This is a genomic window from Allorhizobium sp. nf9_anc (assembly GCF_056323085.1).
This window is the reverse complement of record NZ_CM150481.1, coordinates 3,953,515-3,969,730: the sequence shown is the minus strand read 5'-3', so window position 1 is coordinate 3,969,730 and position 16,216 is coordinate 3,953,515. Positions and strand designations below refer to the sequence as shown.

17 protein-coding genes are annotated in these 16,216 nt (G+C 61.9%); 12 read left to right on the top strand and 5 right to left on the bottom strand.

Features of this window, described 5'->3' with window-relative positions; translation table 11 throughout:
- Window positions 1-62 precede the first annotated feature (62 nt).
- The 10 genes from thiC (at window position 63) to AC02Y0_RS19295 (ending at window position 9,359) form a co-directional block, all read left to right on the top strand.
- A complete protein-coding gene (gene thiC / locus AC02Y0_RS19340; RefSeq protein WP_476380568.1) occupies window positions 63-1,901 on the top strand; it encodes a phosphomethylpyrimidine synthase ThiC in 1,839 nt (612 codons plus the stop codon).
- The gene (thiO, locus tag AC02Y0_RS19335; RefSeq protein ID WP_476380566.1) at window positions 1,898-2,881 is read left to right on the top strand and encodes a glycine oxidase ThiO; all 984 of its coding nucleotides are present in this window, start codon (window positions 1,898-1,900) and stop codon (window positions 2,879-2,881) included. The genes thiC and thiO overlap by 4 nt, the downstream gene beginning before the upstream one ends.
- Window positions 2,878-3,075 (top strand): sulfur carrier protein ThiS, encoded by a 198-nt coding sequence (gene thiS, locus AC02Y0_RS19330; protein ID WP_476380564.1) that lies wholly within the window; start codon window positions 2,878-2,880, stop codon window positions 3,073-3,075. Before thiO ends, thiS begins: the two co-directional genes overlap by 4 nt.
- Window position 3,076: 1 nt before the next feature.
- Window positions 3,077-3,853, top strand: a complete 777-nt coding sequence (locus AC02Y0_RS19325) for a thiazole synthase (protein WP_476380562.1) — start codon at window positions 3,077-3,079, stop codon at window positions 3,851-3,853.
- The gene (locus tag AC02Y0_RS19320; protein ID WP_476380560.1) at window positions 3,850-4,455 is read left to right on the top strand and encodes a thiamine phosphate synthase; all 606 of its coding nucleotides are present in this window, start codon (window positions 3,850-3,852) and stop codon (window positions 4,453-4,455) included. Before AC02Y0_RS19325 ends, AC02Y0_RS19320 begins: the two co-directional genes overlap by 4 nt.
- A gap of 87 nt (window positions 4,456-4,542) precedes the next feature.
- Complete coding sequence (dapF, locus tag AC02Y0_RS19315) at window positions 4,543-5,451, top strand: diaminopimelate epimerase (protein ID WP_476380558.1); 909 nt, start codon at window positions 4,543-4,545, stop codon at window positions 5,449-5,451.
- 71 nt (window positions 5,452-5,522) lie between these two features.
- A complete protein-coding gene (mtaB, locus tag AC02Y0_RS19310; RefSeq protein ID WP_476384091.1) occupies window positions 5,523-6,740 on the top strand; it encodes a tRNA (N(6)-L-threonylcarbamoyladenosine(37)-C(2))-methylthiotransferase MtaB in 1,218 nt (405 codons plus the stop codon).
- Between the two features lie 19 nt (window positions 6,741-6,759).
- Entirely contained in the window at window positions 6,760-8,112 is a 1,353-nt protein-coding gene (ftsY, locus tag AC02Y0_RS19305; protein WP_476380556.1) for a signal recognition particle-docking protein FtsY, read from the top strand.
- A gap of 27 nt (window positions 8,113-8,139) precedes the next feature.
- Window positions 8,140-8,781: a septation protein A gene (locus AC02Y0_RS19300; RefSeq protein WP_476380554.1), complete on the top strand. Its 642-nt coding sequence runs from the start codon at window positions 8,140-8,142 to the stop codon at window positions 8,779-8,781.
- Window positions 8,778-9,359: a DUF2585 domain-containing protein gene (locus AC02Y0_RS19295; protein ID WP_476380552.1), complete on the top strand. Its 582-nt coding sequence runs from the start codon at window positions 8,778-8,780 to the stop codon at window positions 9,357-9,359. Before AC02Y0_RS19300 ends, AC02Y0_RS19295 begins: the two co-directional genes overlap by 4 nt.
- 6 nt (window positions 9,360-9,365) lie before the next feature.
- Here the strand turns inward: AC02Y0_RS19295 and AC02Y0_RS19290 are convergent, their stop codons facing one another.
- From AC02Y0_RS19290 to ccmA, 5 genes are read right to left on the bottom strand one after another with little or no spacing between them, the layout of a single operon-like run.
- Entirely contained in the window at window positions 9,366-9,956 is a 591-nt protein-coding gene (locus AC02Y0_RS19290; protein WP_476380550.1) for a DsbE family thiol:disulfide interchange protein, read from the bottom strand.
- Window positions 9,953-10,132 (bottom strand): heme exporter protein CcmD, encoded by a 180-nt coding sequence (gene ccmD, locus AC02Y0_RS19285; protein WP_476380548.1) that lies wholly within the window; start codon window positions 10,130-10,132, stop codon window positions 9,953-9,955. Before ccmD ends, AC02Y0_RS19290 begins: the two co-directional genes overlap by 4 nt.
- Window positions 10,129-10,896 carry a heme ABC transporter permease gene (locus AC02Y0_RS19280; protein ID WP_476380546.1) on the bottom strand — a complete coding sequence of 256 codons (768 nt, stop codon included), beginning with the start codon at window positions 10,894-10,896 and terminating at the stop codon, window positions 10,129-10,131. Before AC02Y0_RS19280 ends, ccmD begins: the two co-directional genes overlap by 4 nt.
- A 59-nt stretch (window positions 10,897-10,955) precedes the next feature.
- Window positions 10,956-11,615, bottom strand: coding sequence for a heme exporter protein CcmB (gene ccmB, locus AC02Y0_RS19275; protein ID WP_102021163.1), 660 nt, complete (start codon window positions 11,613-11,615; stop codon window positions 10,956-10,958).
- Window positions 11,612-12,259, bottom strand: a complete 648-nt coding sequence (ccmA, locus tag AC02Y0_RS19270) for a heme ABC exporter ATP-binding protein CcmA (RefSeq protein WP_476384090.1) — start codon at window positions 12,257-12,259, stop codon at window positions 11,612-11,614. The genes ccmB and ccmA overlap by 4 nt, the downstream gene beginning before the upstream one ends.
- A 273-nt stretch (window positions 12,260-12,532) precedes the next feature.
- Here ccmA and acnA point away from each other — a divergent pair, with 273 nt between their 5' ends.
- Together acnA and AC02Y0_RS19260 are read left to right on the top strand one after the other, a co-directional pair.
- Complete coding sequence (acnA, locus tag AC02Y0_RS19265) at window positions 12,533-15,226, top strand: aconitate hydratase AcnA (protein WP_476380544.1); 2,694 nt, start codon at window positions 12,533-12,535, stop codon at window positions 15,224-15,226.
- 159 nt (window positions 15,227-15,385) lie between these two features.
- On the top strand, window positions 15,386-16,174 hold the full coding sequence (locus AC02Y0_RS19260) for a DUF1223 domain-containing protein (RefSeq protein ID WP_476384089.1): 789 nt from the start codon (window positions 15,386-15,388) through the stop codon (window positions 16,172-16,174).
- The last annotated feature ends 42 nt before the right edge of the window (window positions 16,175-16,216 follow it).

Below are 16,216 nucleotides of genomic sequence, written 5' to 3'. Positions count from 1 at the left end.
CGTCTTTCCATCATTCCGGCTGACATGACTGGGTCTCCAACCTGAACACTTGGAGCTCCACGATGAACATTGCCCCTGACTTCAACAGGCCCGACGTCACCACAGGGCCGCTTCCCGCCTCGACCAAGATCTTCCTGCCCGGAGACATCCACCCGGATATCCGCGTGCCCCTGCGCCAGATCGCGCTACACCCGACTTCGGGCGAACCACCGGTCAATGTCTATGACGCATCGGGACCTTATACCGACCCGCGGGCGACCATCGGCATCGACCAGGGGCTTGCCCGGCACCGGACTGCCTGGGTCCAGGCACGCGGCGATGTCGAGGCCTATGACGGCCGCGATGTAAAGCCGGAGGACAACGGCTTCGTCTCTGCCGATAAGCTGACACCGGCGTTTCCCGTGAAACATCAGCCGCTTCGCGCAACGGGCGGCAAGGCCGTGACGCAAATCGCCTATGCCCGCGCCGGCATCATCACGCCGGAAATGGAATATGTGGCGATCCGCGAAAACCTCGGCCGCAAGGCCATGAAGGAAGCGCTCGTCCGAGACGGCGAAAGCTTCGGCGCCGCGATCCCCGATCACGTGACGCCGGAATTCGTCCGCCAAGAGATCGCCTCAGGCCGGGCGATCATCCCGGCCAACATCAACCATCCGGAACTCGAGCCGATGATCATCGGCCGGAACTTCCTGGTGAAGATCAACGCCAACATCGGCAATTCCGCCGTCACCTCCTCCATGGCGGAAGAAGTCGAGAAAATGGTCTGGGCGATCCGCTGGGGCGCCGACACGGTCATGGATCTCTCGACCGGCCGCAACATTCACAACATCCGCGACTGGATCCTGCGCAATTCGCCCGTGCCGATCGGCACCGTGCCGCTCTACCAGGCGCTGGAAAAGGTCGGCGGCATTGCCGAGGACCTGACCTGGGAAGTGTATCGCGACACGCTGATCGAGCAGGCCGAACAGGGGGTGGACTATTTCACCATCCATGCCGGCGTGCGGCTGCATTACATCCCGCTGACCGTGAACCGCGTCACCGGCATCGTTTCGCGCGGCGGCTCGATCATGGCCAAGTGGTGTCTGCATCATCACAAGGAGAGCTTCCTCTACGAGCATTTCGAGGAGATCTGCGATATCTGCCGCGCCTACGACGTTTCCTTCTCGCTCGGCGATGGCCTGCGTCCAGGCTCGATTGCCGATGCCAATGATGCCGCCCAGTTTGCCGAACTGGAGACGCTGGGTGAGCTGACGCAGATCGCTTGGGCTAAGGATTGCCAGGTGATGATCGAGGGACCCGGCCATGTTCCCATGCACAAGATCAAGGAGAACATGGACAAGCAGCTGAAGACCTGCGGTGAAGCCCCCTTCTATACGCTGGGGCCGCTGACCACGGACATTGCGCCCGGCTACGACCACATCACCTCCGGGATCGGGGCTGCGATGATCGGCTGGTTTGGCACGGCGATGCTCTGCTACGTCACGCCGAAGGAGCATCTGGGTCTGCCCGACCGCGACGATGTGAAGACCGGCGTCATCACATACAAGATCGCAGCGCACGCCGCAGACCTCGCCAAGGGTCATCCGGCGGCACAACTGCGCGACGATGCGCTTTCCCGCGCCCGCTTCGAATTCCGCTGGGAAGACCAGTTCAACCTGTCGCTCGACCCGGAAACGGCGCGCGCCTTCCATGACGAAACGCTGCCGAAGGAGGCGCACAAGGTCGCCCATTTCTGCTCGATGTGCGGGCCGAAATTCTGCTCGATGCGCATCTCCCATGACATCCGCGCAGAGGCCCAGAAAGAGGGCCTGACCGCGATGGCCGAGAAATATCGGGCGGGCGGCGATCTCTATATGACGGCAGACGAGATCGCAGCGCTGGAGACGGGGGAACTGTCATGACCGTTCTGGTGAAAGGCGCCGGTGTCGCAGGGCTGGCGACGGCGCTGGAACTGGCACGCAGGGGTGTTCCTGTGGAAGTCGTGGAGCGTCGGGCCGATATCGGGCTTGGCGCCTCCCATTGGGCGGGCGGCATGCTCGCCCCCTATTGCGAACGGGAGGCAGCGGAAGAGATCGTGCTGACATCAGGTCTCTTGGCCGCCGACTGGTGGGACGAGGCTGTGCCCGGTCTCGTCCAACGCCGGGGCACGCTTGTGCTGGCCAACCCGCGAGATCTCGCCGACCTCAAGCGCTTTGCGACCCGTACGCGCGGCCATCGCTGGCTGGGCGAGGAAGAGATCGCAGAACTCGAGCCGGATCTCGGAGGGCGCTTCGGCAGCGGCCTCTTCTTTTCAGAGGAGGCCCATCTCGATCCCCGCAAGGCATTACGGGGTCTTTATCAGGCGGCGCGGCAACTCGGTGTCTCCTTCCGCTTCGGGGAGGTGGTCGGTGAGACGGGAGACTATGCGAGCGTCGTGGATTGCCGGGGCCCACAGGCCATCGGCGAGATCGAAGGGCTGCGCGGTGTGCGGGGAGAGATGCTCTATCTGCAGACGGGCGATGTCACCCTCTCCCGCCCCGTGCGGCTCCTGCATCCCCGCCACCCTCTCTACATCGTGCCGCGCGGCAACGGGCGCTTCATGTTGGGCGCGACCATGATCGAGGCGGAGGATGACGGGCCGATCACCGCGCGTTCGATGATGGAACTGCTCAACACCGCCTATGCGCTGCACCCGGCCTTTGCCGAGGCCCGCATCGTGGAAACCGGCACCGGCATCCGCCCAGCTTTCCCGGACAATGTGCCCCGCCTCATCGAAACATCCGAAGGACTGGCGGTCGCCGGCATGCACCGCCACGGCTTTCTGCTCGCGCCGGCACTGGCGCGTGAGGCGGCAGACAGGCTCACGAAAACAAACGCATTCGAGAGAAGGAGGAGGGCATGAAGCTCACCATCAACGGAGAAACGCGAGAGCTCGATGCGGGCAACCTCGCCGATCTGCTCGCCAAGCTCGACTACCAGGGCGACTGGCTGGCAACCGCCGTCAATGGCGACCTGGTTCACCGCGAGGAGCGCGCCGCCCATCCCTTGAACGATGGCGATCGGATCGAGATCCTTTCGCCCATGCAGGGAGGCTGAAATGGCTCTGGAACTCTATGGCAAGACCGTCTCGTCGCGCCTCCTGCTCGGCACCGCCCGCTACCCCTCGCCCGCGATCCTGGCGGAGGCGGTGCGGCGATCGAAGACCGAGATCGTCACCGTTTCGCTGCGCCGGGAAACCGCAGGCGGCAAGGCGGGCGGGGCCTTTTTCCAGCTGATCCGCGACCTCGGCGTTCAGGTTCTGCCCAACACCGCCGGCTGCCACAGCGCCCGCGAGGCGGTGCTGACGGCAAAGATGGCACGCGAGGTCTTTGGCACCACCTGGATCAAGCTCGAGGTGATCGGCCATCACGACACGCTGCAGCCTGATGTCTTCGAACTGGTGGAAGCGGCAAAGATCCTTGTTACCGAGGGCTTCGAGGTATTCCCCTATACCACCGACGATCTGGTGGTCGGGGAGAAGCTGCTTGCCGCCGGATGCCGGGTGCTGATGCCCTGGTGCGCGCCGATTGGCAGCGCCATGGGGCCGCAGAATCTGCCGGCGCTCAAATCCATGCGGGCGGAATTTCCCGACGTGCCGCTGATCGTCGATGCCGGCATCGGGCGTCCGTCCCATGCCACGGCGGTGATGGAACTCGGCTACGACGCCGTGCTGCTCAACACCGCTGTTGCCTCGGCCGGAGATCCGGCTGAGATGGCCGAGGCCTTCGCCAAGGCGATCGAGGCAGGACACATCGCCCATCAGGCCGGCATGCTGGAACCGCGCGACATGGCCGTGCCCTCGACGCCTGTGATCGGAAAGGGGGTCTTCGCATGAAGCTCGATCCCTTCTACCTCATCGTCGACAGTGCCGACTGGATCGAGCGGCTTGTGCCGCTGGGGGTCAAACTGGTGCAGCTGCGGATGAAAGACGCCGAGGAAATCGTGCTTCGCCAGCACATCCGCCGCGCCCGGCAATGCTGTGCCGATCATGGCTGCCAGCTCATCGTCAACGACTTCTGGCAGATCGCCATCGACGAGGCCTGCGACTTCGTTCATCTCGGCCAGGAGGATCTTGCAACGGCGGATATCGCCGCGATCCGCAGCGCGGGTCTGAAGCTTGGCCTCTCGACGCACGATGAGGCCGAACTCGAAACGGCGCTGGCCGCAAAGCCTGATTATGTCGCCCTCGGCCCCGTCTATCCGACGATCCTGAAAAAAATGCCCTGGGCGCCGCAGGGTCTGGAACGGCTGACGGTGTGGAAGGAAAAGATCGGCCCCCTGCCCTTGGTCGCGATCGGCGGGCTTCGGCCTGACCGGCTTGCCGGTGTCTTCGCGGCCGGCGCTGATAGTGCGGCGGTGGTGACGGACATCACCTTGCATGCCGATCCCGAGGCGCGAACCCGGGAATGGCTTGAAGTGACCGAGCCATGGCGTTGACCACGGTTGCGCGGTTTTGGTCGCTCTACTGGTAATTTGGCTGTATTTCCGCCATATAGGTTGAAAGTGCAGTTGTATGGAGTGACGATGTCGGATCGGGTCGAATTCGCTAGGATGAACGGGCTTGGCAACAAGATCCTGGTCGTCGACATGCGCGGTCGCACCGACCGGGTGACCCCGACTGCCGCAGTCGCGCTCGCCGCCGACCCCGCGACCGCCTTCGACCAGATCATGGCCATCCATGATCCAAAGGTCGACGGCACCGACGCCTATATCGACATCCTGAACTGCGATGGCTCGAAGGCCCAGGCCTGCGGCAATGGCACCCGCTGCGTGGTGCAGGCGCTTGCCAGCGAAACCGGTCGCAAGAGCTTCACCTTCCAGACCATCGCCGGCATTCTAAACGCCGTCGAGCATGCGGATGGCACGATCTCCGTCGACATGGGCAAGCCAGTCTTTGCCTGGGACAAGATCCCGCTCTCGGAAGAATTCCACGATACCAGCCGCATCGAGCTGCAGATCGGCCCGATCGACGCGCCGATCCTGCATTCGCCCTCGGCCATGTCGATGGGTAATCCCCATGCCGTCTTCTGGGTCGATCGCGATCCGATGACCTATGACCTGGAACGCTTCGGTCCGCTTCTGGAAAACCATCCGATCTTCCCGGAAAAGGCCAATATCACGCTGGCCCACGTCACCTCGAAGACATCAATGATCACCCGCACTTGGGAACGCGGCGCCGGCCTGACGCTCGCCTGCGGCTCTGCCGCCTGCGCCGCTGGTGTCTCCGCAGCGCGCACCGGGCGCACGGAACGCAAGGTGACAATCACGGTGGCGTCGAGCCCAAATCGCGGCACGCTGACCATCGACTGGCGCCCCGACGACAAGGTCGTCATGACAGGCCCCGCCGAATGGGAGTGGTCAGGCATGGTTGATCCGGCTACTGGCCACTGGCATCGCGATGCCAGTACCGAGGCAGAGGCTGCTACCCAGTGACCTCCGCGCGACACGGCGCCGTCGAGGTCATCACCTTCGGCTGTCGCCTGAACACCTATGAATCCGAAGTCATGAAAGCTGAAGCCGCCAAGGCCGGGCTCGACAATGCCATCCTCGTCAACACCTGTGCGGTCACCTCCGAGGCCGTACGCCAGGCCCGCCAGGCGATCCGCCGGGCGCGTCGGGAGAACCCGGAAGCCCGCATCATCGTCACCGGCTGTGCTGCTCAGACAGAGGCGCAAAACTTCGCTGATATGCCCGAGGTCGACGCCGTCCTCGGCAACGAGGAAAAGCTGAAGGCCGAGCACTATCGCCGCCTGCCGGATTTCGGTGTCTCGGCGGAAGAGAAGGTAACCGTCAACGACATCATGAGCGTGACCGAAACGGCCCCGCAGATGGTGGCGCATATCGACGGCCATGTGCGCGGCTTCCTGCAGGTGCAGAATGGCTGCGACCATCGCTGCACATTCTGCATCATCCCCTATGGCCGCGGCAACTCACGCTCGGTGCCGATGGGGGCCGTCGTCGAGCAGGCGCGCAAGCTCGTCGAAAACGGCTATCGGGAGGTAGTGCTGACCGGAGTGGACGCGACCAGCTATGGAGCCGACCTACCAGGCACGCCGACCCTCGGCCTTCTCGCGAAGACGCTTTTGAAACAGGTGCCGGAGATCCTGCGCTTGCGTCTCTCCTCGATCGACAGCATCGAGGCGGACAGCCATCTCTTCGACCTGATTGCCGAGGAGCCGCGTTTCATGCCGCATCTGCATCTGTCGCTGCAGCATGGCGACGACATGATCCTGAAGCGCATGAAGCGGCGGCATTCACGCGCCGATGCGATTGCCTTTGCCGAACAGGTCCGCCGCCTGCGCCCCGGCTTTGCCTTCGGTGCCGACATGATCGCCGGTTTCCCGACAGAGACCGAGGAGATGGCGGCCAACTCCGCGCGCCTCGCCGAGGAAATCGGCATCGCGCATCTGCATGTCTTTCCATACAGCCCCCGCCCCGGCACGCCGGCGGCCCGGATGCCGCAACTCGACCGGGCGCTCGTCAAGACAAGGGCTGCAGAGCTTCGCGCGGTGGCCGAAAGATTGCAGGCTGTGCATCTGGCTTCGCATGTCGGCACCCGCCAGAAGCTGCTGGTCGAGCGCAACGAAATGGCGCATACGGAAGACTTCACCCTCGTCGCAGCGCCCGGCATGAACCCCGGCAGCCTCGTCGAGGTCTCGATTGGCGGCCATAACGGTCGCCATCTGACGATTGCATCGGCAGCAGCAAGCGCGGCTGCCTGACACACGGAATAGAGTGACCATGGCCCTCGGCTTCATCAAGAAAGTCTTCACCTTCGGCAAGGAGAAGCCCGCAGAAGCGCCTGCGGTGCCGGCGGAGCTGACGGCCGAGGAGAAGGCTGCAATTTCGGCTGAAAGCGAGCCGAAAGGTCGCGACGAAGATTTGCCTTTGGCCGAGGATCCGGTTCTCGCAGAAGAAATGGAAACGGCCGGCGGACCGTCCGATGATCTTTCGCCTGAAGATCTCTCGATGGTGCCCCTCGAACTGCTTGAAGCGGAAGCCGAGGAAGAGGTTGAAGAAGCTCAAGCCGTGACGGCCGACGAGCCGGAAGCAGAAGGTGAATCTGCGGCCGTCTCGGATTCGGCATTGGAGCCCGTTGTCCCCGTTCTGCCCAAAGGTTTCGCGGCGGCTGAGGCGAGAGCTCCGGAGCCCGAAGCCCCAGCGCCTGCGGAAAAGCTGAGCTGGTTCCAGCGCCTGAAGGCTGGCCTCTTCCGCACCTCCTCGCAGCTGACGAGCCAGATCACCGCGCTCTTCACCAAGCGCAAGCTGGACGATGAGACGCTGGAAGAACTGGAAGACCTGCTGATCCAGGCCGACCTCGGGGTCGAAACGGCACTCCGCGTCACGGACACGCTGGCCTCCGAGCGTTACGGCAAGGATGTGACCGGCGAGGACGTGACCAAGATCATGGCGACAGAGATCGTCAAGGTACTGAAGCCGGTCGCCAAACCGCTGGCACTCGATCTCAGCCACAAGCCGCATGTAATCTTGGTGGTCGGCGTCAACGGCACCGGCAAGACGACGACCATCGGCAAGCTGGCCGCAAAGCTATCGGGCTCGGGGCTAAAGGTAATGCTCGCCGCCGGCGACACCTTCCGTGCGGCCGCCATCGAGCAGCTGAAGATCTGGGCCGATCGCACCGGCTCGACCTTCATCGGCACCAAACTCGGCGCCGATGCCGCAGGCCTTGCCTATGAAGCCTTCGAAAAAGCCAAGGCCGACAAAGCCGACGTCTTGATCATCGACACCGCCGGCCGTCTGCAGAACAAGACGGAGCTGATGGCGGAACTCGAAAAGATCGTCCGCGTTCTCGGCAAGCTCGATCCGGATGCGCCGCATACCGTGCTGCAGACGCTAGACGCAACGACAGGCCAGAACGCCCTGCAGCAGGTCGAGATTTTCCGCAACGTGGCGGGCGTCAACGGCCTGATCATGACCAAGCTCGACGGCACGGCGCGCGGCGGCATCCTGGTTGCCATCGCGGCCAAACATAAGCTGCCCGTCTATTTCATCGGCGTCGGCGAAGGCATCGACGACCTTGAACCCTTCGAGGCGGAAGATTTCGCCAGCGCCATCGCCGGCATCGCGCGCTGAGCGCCGGAAACATTAGGAAACGACACCATGTCGGATACATCCACCGATACCCACGCCTCCAAAGCCGAAAAGCGGAACCCCGTATTGAAGATGGCGCTCGAACTCGGGCCGCTCCTGATCTTCTTCTTCGGAAACCTGCGCGGCGAGTGGCTGGCGAAGACCTTTCCGGGACTGACCGCGATCGGCGGACCGCTCTTGATTGCGACCGCCCTCTTCATGGGCGCGACAGTGCTGTCTTTGATCATCTCCAAGATCGTCTTCAAGCACTTGCCGGTCATGCCCTTCGTCTCGGGTATCGTCGTCATGGTCTTCGGCGGCCTGTCGATCTGGCTCCAGGACGACACCTTCATCAAGATGAAGCCGACCATCGTCAACACGCTCTTCGGCGTTGTTCTGCTCGGTGGCCTCGCCTTCGGCACATCGCTGCTGGGCTATGTCTTTAATGCAGCCTTCCAGCTGGATGCAGAGGGCTGGCGCAAGCTGACGCTGCGCTGGGGCATCTTCTTCCTCTTCCTTGCAGTGCTGAACGAGGTCATCTGGCGCAACTTTTCGGATGATGTCTGGGTCAGCTTCAAGGTCTGGGGCACGATGCCGATCACCATCCTCTTCACGCTGGCGCAGATGCCGCTGATTATGAAGCACTCGCTGGAAGACAAGGAACAGAAATGACCAGCGAGGGCAGCGAACACTCCACGACTCGTTTTTGGGCGTCGGTGACCTTCGTCATCATCCTGGTTCAGATCGTCTCCCAGTATCTCATGGGTCGGATCTGGATCTGTGAATGCGGCTACGTGAAGCTCTTTGAAGCCGGTGTGAATACGCCCGGCAACTCGCAGCACCTGTTCGACTGGTACACGCCGTCACACATCATCCATGGCTTCCTGTTTTACGGCCTGGGCTGGCTGGTGATGCGCAGGAAGCCGATCACCGCCAAGCTTGCGCTTTCGGCGCTGATCGAGGCCGCCTGGGAGATCCTGGAAAACTCGCCGATCGTGATCGATCGCTATCGAACAGCGACCATGGCGGTAGGCTATACCGGCGACAGCATTCTGAATTCCGGAATGGACATGGTGGCGATGATTGCAGGCTTCTTCTTTGCGGCCCGCATGCCGATCTGGCTGACTGTCATCATCGCGCTGGGCTTCGAAATTCTCACGGCTATCGTCATCAGAGACAACCTGACCCTCAACGTTCTGATGCTGGTCTGGCCGATCGAGGCGGTGAAGACCTGGCAGGGCGCTCTCTAAGGTCTCTCAGAGACCGGCGAGCGCCTTTTCGATCGCTGGCATCAGCTGCGTCTGGAAGGTCTCGGGATCGAACGGGCCCACCTTCTTGTAGAGGATCGTGCCGTCAGGACCGACGAGATAGCTTTCCGGAATGCCGTAGACACCCCAGTCGATAGCAGCCTTCCCGTTTGGATCAACACCGATCGCCGCATAGGGATTGCCGAGTTCCCCGAGGAACCGCAATGCATTGTCGTTGCGATCCTTGTAGTTGATGCCAACGACGTTGACCCGGGGGTCCTTCGAAAGTTCAAGCAACATCGGGTGCTCCTGGCGGCAAGGCACGCACCAGGAGGCAAACACGTTGACCAGCGTGAGCTTGCCGTCAATTGCCGCGGTGGTGAGCGCCGGACGCTCGGACCCGTCGAGTGCCTCCATTTGCAGCAGCGGCGCTTTGGTGCCCAACAACGCTGACGGGATCTCGGAAACGTCCCGGCCGGATTGAAGCTGGGTCATGAACACTGCGGCAAGGCCCGCGAACAGCAACAGTGGCAGCGCGGCTATCAGGTATCGCCCGCGACCCTTTGCGACCGGTACATCGCTTTCGCTCTGCTGCGTCATGCGCTCGGATCCTGTACGGAAGAGGCTGAGGCCGAGCGTCGCCGGATCCCTTGTGCTTCCAGCGTCTTCAGTTCAGCCTGCCGCGCCCGACCGTCGAGATAGATCCAGATGGTCAGGACCAGACAGATGCCGGCGGTCAAGGCATACGACCCGATGACGTAAAAGGCGTGGCTCATGCCGAATGCTCCCGACCGGCCTGACGCGCGGCCAGGCGACGCTGCGCACCGACCCGGCGGCGCCAGATCTCATTGCGCATCGCCATCAGATGCAGCGTGAAGAAGAGGAGAGTGAAGGCCACCGCCATCACGAGCAGCGGCCAGAGGAATTCCGGATGGATGGTCGGACCGTCAAGCCGCATGACGCTCGCCGGCTGATGCAGCGTGTTCCACCAGTCGACCGAGAACTTGATGATCGGAATGTTGACGAAGCCGACAAGGATCAGAACCGAACTGAGCCTGGCTGCCTTGGACGGATCGTCCATGGCGCGGTTGAGGGCGATGAGTCCGAGATACATCAGGAAGAGTACAAAGACGGAGGTGAGGCGCGCATCCCACACCCACCATGTGCCCCACATCGGCTTGCCCCAGAGCGAACCGGTGACGAGCGCGATCAGCGTGAAGGCCGCGCCCAGCGGAGCTGCGGCCTTGTGGCTGACATCGGCCAACGGATGCCGCCAGACGAGCGTGCCGATCGCCGAGAGCGCCATCACGGAGTAACACATCATCGAGAGCCAGGCTGCCGGCACATGCACATACATGATCCGCACCGTATCACCCTGCTGGTAGTCGGTTTCCGAGGCAAAGCCGAGATAGAGCCCGACCGCAAAGAGCAGCACCGTAATGCCCGCAAACCAGGGCAGGATCCGCGCGACCAGCGCGAGAAATCGGGTGGGATTGGCGAGGTCGCCGATTTTTGTGATGGCAAGGCTGTTGTCGGTCATGATGTGTTTTAGCCTGTCTCAATCCCGCCTGCAATTGATCCTGGTCAAGCTGAAATGCCTCAGTCAGCGGAGCTGCGCAAGGCAGCGGCTGCACCGACAGGTCCGATCACGGCAAAGAGAAGTGTGATGGCTGTCAGGAAGAGGAAGGGCGGCATGAACGGCGCCGGATCCTCAACCGCTGCATAGGAAGCACTGACCCCGAAGATCAGCACCGGAACGGCAAGCGGCAGCACGAGAATGGACACCAGCAGACCGCCACGGGGCAAGGCGACAGCCACCGCTGCACCCGCCGCTCCGATAAAGGTGATGGCAGGCGACCCGACCAGCAGGGTCAGCATCACAGCGCCGATGGCGACTTCATCCATATTCATGAACAGGCCGAGCAGGGGGGAGGCAACGACCAGCGGCAACCCGGTTGCCACCCAGTGGGCGAGGCACTTGACCAGCACGGTGAGAACGAGGGGTGTTTCCTGCATCAGCAGGATGTCCAGCGATCCATCATCGCGTTCGGCCTGGAACAGCCGGTCGAGACCGAGCAGAGCCGACAGCAGCGCTCCGATCCAGACGATGGCCGGACCAATGCGGGAAAGCAGATTGAGATCCGGACCGACACCGAAGGGGATGACGGCAACGACGGTCGTGAAGAAAAGTACGCCGATCAGTGCGCCGCCACCGGCACGCACCGAGAGCTTCAGGTCTCGGAGGAAGAGCGCCATCATGCCGCATACTCCTCATCGACGCCATCAAAGCCGAGCATCTCCAGGTTCGCCGCGCCTTCCATGCCGAGAGGCTGGTGGGTTGCCGCAAGCACGATACCGCCGGCCTGCCTGTGTCGCCGCACCAACTCTTCGAACATGGTGTCAGCGCGACGGTCGAGAGCAGCTGTCGGCTCGTCGAGGATCCAGACCGGCCGATACGCCACCAGAAGCCGCGCCATGGCGAAGCGGCGCTGCTGACCGGCAGAGAGATAGCCATAGGGAAGATGCGTGATCCCAGCCAGATCGACGGCCGCTGCCGCCTCTTCGACCTCAAGGCTTTGCCCCATGCCGAGATCACCCAGGAAGGATTTCCAGAAGGTCAGATTTTCTGCAACCGTCAATTCTCGTTTCATACCGTTGCGATGACCGAGATAATGGCTGAGCTCACCCGCAGGTCGCGCTTCGTCATGGGCTTGCGAAAAGCAAACGGCACGTCCCGTTTCAGGGCGAAGGAGCCCTGCCACGACACGCAACAAGGTCGATTTTCCAGAGCCGTTTCGGCCCGTGAGAACCAATGCCTCTCCGGCAGCCAACGTAAAGGAAACATTAACGAAAATCAGGTCCTCGCCACGGCGCGCTGAGAGATTTTCGGCTTCAAGCCTGATCATGATCGCCTTCTGGCAGGATGAGGCCTGCCTCATAAAAATTTCCGATTTCGTCCTTCGTCGGTCTGGCGCCTTTCTTAGAAATTATCTATAAGACCTGCAACCACGCCAGCGGCCGGCGTGAAGTTCATCCTTGTGCCGAACTTGGACATCGCGAGGAGCGATTTTCACGGGCGGACAGCGGAAATGGTCGTACCCGCATCCTGATGTGCATGAAGTGCATAGGCGTCCGCACGATTGTGTTGGCTATCAGAATATGCGGGGTTTCTATCCGTGGCTAAATCTCTCGACAGCTTCAATTGCCGGTCGGTCCTGACCGTCGACGGCGAGGACTATGTCTACTACAGCATCCCGAAGGCCGAAGCGAACGGTCTTGCCGGTGTATCGAAGCTCCCTTACTCGATGAAGGTGCTTCTCGAGAACCTTCTCCGTAACGAAGATGGCCGCTCGGTCACCAAGAAGGACATTCAGGCCGTCGCCGAATGGCTTGTTAACAAGGGCCTGACCGAAGCGGAAATCGCCTATCGCCCGGCCCGCGTGCTGATGCAGGACTTCACCGGCGTTCCCGCCGTTGTCGACCTCGCCGCCATGCGCGACGCCATGGTCAATCTCGGTGGTGATCCGGAAAAGATCAACCCGCTGGTTCCCGTCGACCTCGTCATCGACCACTCTGTTATCGTCGACGAATTCGGCACACCGACAGCTTTCGCCCGCAACGTCGAGCTCGAATACGAGCGCAACGGCGAGCGCTACCGCTTCCTGAAGTGGGGCCAGCAGGCATTCAAAAACTTCCGCGTCGTTCCCCCGGGTACCGGCATCTGTCACCAGGTCAATCTGGAATACCTCGGCCAGACCGTCTGGACCAAGGATGAGGACGGCGAAACGACCGCCTACCCGGACACCTGCGTCGGCACGGACAGCCACACCACGATGATCAACGGTCTCGGCGTTCTCGGCTGGGGCGTTGGCGGTATCGAAGCCGAAGCCGCCATGCTCGGCCAGCCGGTCTCCATGCTGCTGCCTGAAGTCATCGGCTTCAAGCTCACCGGCAAGGTGAAGGAAGGCGTGACCGCGACCGACCTCGTCCTGACCGTCGTGCAGATGCTGCGCAAGAAGGGCGTTGTTTCCAAGTTCGTCGAATTCTACGGCCCCGGCCTTGATTCGATGACGCTGGCCGACCGTGCGACCATCGGCAACATGGGCCCGGAATATGGTGCGACCTGCGGCTTCTTCCCGGTTGACGGCGAAACCATCAACTACCTGACGATGTCTGGCCGCACCAAGGACCGTATTGCCCTCGTTGAAGCCTATTCCAAGGCGCAAGGCATGTGGCGCGACAGCGACGGTTCGGACCTCGTCTTCACCGACACGCTCGAACTCGACCTCGGCGACGTTGTCCCGTCCATGGCCGGCCCGAAGCGTCCCGAAGGCCGCCTGCCGCTCGAAACCATTGCTCCGAACTTCGCAACGGCTCTCGAGGGTGATTACAAGAAGCCCGGCCAGCTCTCCAACCGTTATGCGGTTGAAGGCACGGACTTCGACCTGGGCCATGGCGATGTGGCGATTGCCGCCATCACCTCCTGCACCAACACCTCGAACCCGAGCGTGCTGATTGCGGCCGGCCTTCTCGCCCGCAACGCCGTTGCCAAGGGCCTGAAGTCCAAGCCGTGGGTGAAGACCTCACTCGCGCCCGGATCTCAGGTCGTTGGCGAATATCTGGCCAAGTCTGGCCTTCAGACCTCTCTGGATGCCCTCGGCTTCAACCTGGTCGGCTTTGGTTGCACCACCTGCATTGGCAATTCCGGCCCGCTGCCGGCGCCAATCTCGAAGACGATCAACGACAAGGGCCTGATCACCGCAGGCGTACTTTCGGGTAACCGTAACTTCGAAGGCCGCATCTCGCCGGACGTCCAGGCCAACTACCTGGCATCGCCGCCGCTGGTCGTCGCCTACGCGCTTGCCGGCACCGTCCAGAAGGATCTGACCACCGAGCCGCTCGGTGAAGACCAGGACGGCAACCCTGTGTTCCTCAAGGACATCTGGCCGACGTCGCACGAGATCCAGGAATTCATCCTGAAATACGTCACGCGCGAACTCTACGAATCGAAGTATGCCGACGTGTTCAAGGGCGACGAAAACTGGCAGGCCGTTCAGGTCCCGGCCGGTCAGACCTATGCCTGGGATGACAAGTCGACCTATGTCCAGAACCCGCCTTACTTCGTCGGCATGGGCAAGACCGGTTCGGGCCTGAAGAACATCAACGGCGCCCGCGTCCTCGGTCTCTTCGGCGACAAGATCACCACCGACCACATTTCTCCGGCCGGTTCGATCAAGGCAGCGTCTCCGGCGGGTGCCTACCTGACAGACAACGGCGTGGCCGTGGCCGACTTCAACCAGTACGGCACGCGCCGCGGTAACCACGAAGTGATGATGCGCGGCACCTTCGCCAACATCCGCATCCGCAACCACATGCTCGGTCCGAACGGCAAGGAAGGTGGCTACACGGTCCACTATCCGTCCAAGGAAGAGCTGTCGATCTACGATGCAGCCATGATGTACAAGGAAGAGGGCGTTCCGCTCGTCATCTTTGCAGGCGTCGAATACGGCAATGGTTCGTCGCGCGACTGGGCAGCCAAGGGCACCAACCTTCTCGGCGTCAAGGCCGTGATCGCCCAGTCCTTCGAGCGTATCCACCGCTCGAACCTCGTCGGCATGGGCGTCGTGCCCTTCACCTTCGAGGACGGCACCACCTGGGCTTCGCTGAACCTCAAGGGCGACGAGATCGTGACGATCGAGGGTCTGGAAGGCGACATCAAGCCGCGCGAAAAGAAGATCGCCAAGATCACCTACTCCGACGGCACCGTGAAGGATGTCCCGCTGCTCTGCCGCATCGATACGCTCGATGAGGTCACCTACATGAACAATGGCGGCATTCTGCAGACCGTTCTGCGCGATCTCGCTGCCTAAAAGTTCTAATACGACAGATGAAAAGCCGCCGGGTGACCGGCGGCTTTTTTCGTGGGTGACGGAATTGGACCGTTGACCAAAATTTCACCCCATCGTGACTTTGCGCACAGGGCACGAGAGAGTATCAAGTGCACCATGCAGAAAAGGCATCGCATCAGCATGTTGCAGGCAAGCAAAAGCACGGGTCGAGGAAAGCTAAGGGCAAAGCTAATTGCTTTGGTCCTCGCGCCATTCATCATCCTTTCCGGCCCTGCAGCGAAGGCTGACGACGTGTCGACGCCGAAGGGCGTCGTGGAACTCTTTACCTCACAGGGTTGCCGTTCATGCCCTCCTGCGGACCGCGCTTTCGAGCAGCTCGTCCGCGAAGGCAAGGTCGTGGCACTGTCCTACCACGTCGATTATTGGAACTACCTCGGCTGGGCCGATACCCTGGCGACCAAGGAAAACACCGCAAGGCAATATGCCTATGCCAAGACCTTCGGTCGAAACGGGGTCTACACCCCGCAGGCGGTGCTCAATGGTCGTGAACATCTGAAGGGCACCGACGCGTCGGAGGTCAACCAGCGACTGGACCGCATGAAGTCGAGCGGAAACGGGTTGATCGTGCCGGTAAAGGCCTCGCGCCACGACGACCAGCTGTCGATTACGATCGGTAAGGGCGCCGGCAAGGCAAATGTCGTGGTCGTCTATTTCCGCCAGAACCAGACCGTCGAGGTGCTCAAGGGCGAAAACCTGGGGCAGAGCCTGAACTACTGGCACAGTGTAACCGATGTTCAGACCGTTGGCATGTGGGATGGAAAGTCGCTTGATCTGACGCTTCCGGCAAAGCCCATGGGCGACGAAGAGAGCGACGGCATCGCCATTCTCCTGCAGGCTGCCGATGAGGGCGGCAATCCGTCCCGAATCATTGGGGCCACCGTCATGATGACCACGCCAAAGACTCTCTGATTTCAGGGTGCTGGAAACTTGGTGTGGTCCGGCCTGGAAACA

Excerpts from the sequence above, each read along its gene's own strand:
- thiC (WP_476380568.1), top strand. The coding sequence starts at position 63 with ATGAACATTGCCCCTGACTTCAACAGGCCCGACGTCACCACAGGGCCG.
- thiO (WP_476380566.1), top strand. The coding sequence starts at position 1,898 with ATGACCGTTCTGGTGAAAGGCGCCGGTGTCGCAGGGCTGGCGACGGCG.
- thiS (WP_476380564.1), top strand. The coding sequence starts at position 2,878 with ATGAAGCTCACCATCAACGGAGAAACGCGAGAGCTCGATGCGGGCAAC.
- AC02Y0_RS19325 (WP_476380562.1), top strand. The coding sequence starts at position 3,077 with ATGGCTCTGGAACTCTATGGCAAGACCGTCTCGTCGCGCCTCCTGCTC.
- AC02Y0_RS19320 (WP_476380560.1), top strand. The coding sequence starts at position 3,850 with ATGAAGCTCGATCCCTTCTACCTCATCGTCGACAGTGCCGACTGGATC.
- dapF (WP_476380558.1), top strand. The coding sequence starts at position 4,543 with ATGTCGGATCGGGTCGAATTCGCTAGGATGAACGGGCTTGGCAACAAG.
- mtaB (WP_476384091.1), top strand. The coding sequence starts at position 5,523 with ATGAAAGCTGAAGCCGCCAAGGCCGGGCTCGACAATGCCATCCTCGTC.
- ftsY (WP_476380556.1), top strand. The coding sequence starts at position 6,760 with ATGGCCCTCGGCTTCATCAAGAAAGTCTTCACCTTCGGCAAGGAGAAG.
- AC02Y0_RS19300 (WP_476380554.1), top strand. The coding sequence starts at position 8,140 with ATGTCGGATACATCCACCGATACCCACGCCTCCAAAGCCGAAAAGCGG.
- AC02Y0_RS19295 (WP_476380552.1), top strand. The coding sequence starts at position 8,778 with ATGACCAGCGAGGGCAGCGAACACTCCACGACTCGTTTTTGGGCGTCG.
- AC02Y0_RS19290 (WP_476380550.1), bottom strand. The coding sequence starts at position 9,956 with ATGACGCAGCAGAGCGAAAGCGATGTACCGGTCGCAAAGGGTCGCGGG.
- ccmD (WP_476380548.1), bottom strand. The coding sequence starts at position 10,132 with ATGAGCCACGCCTTTTACGTCATCGGGTCGTATGCCTTGACCGCCGGC.
- AC02Y0_RS19280 (WP_476380546.1), bottom strand. The coding sequence starts at position 10,896 with ATGACCGACAACAGCCTTGCCATCACAAAAATCGGCGACCTCGCCAAT.
- ccmB (WP_102021163.1), bottom strand. The coding sequence starts at position 11,615 with ATGATGGCGCTCTTCCTCCGAGACCTGAAGCTCTCGGTGCGTGCCGGT.
- AC02Y0_RS19260 (WP_476384089.1), top strand. The coding sequence starts at position 15,386 with ATGTTGCAGGCAAGCAAAAGCACGGGTCGAGGAAAGCTAAGGGCAAAG.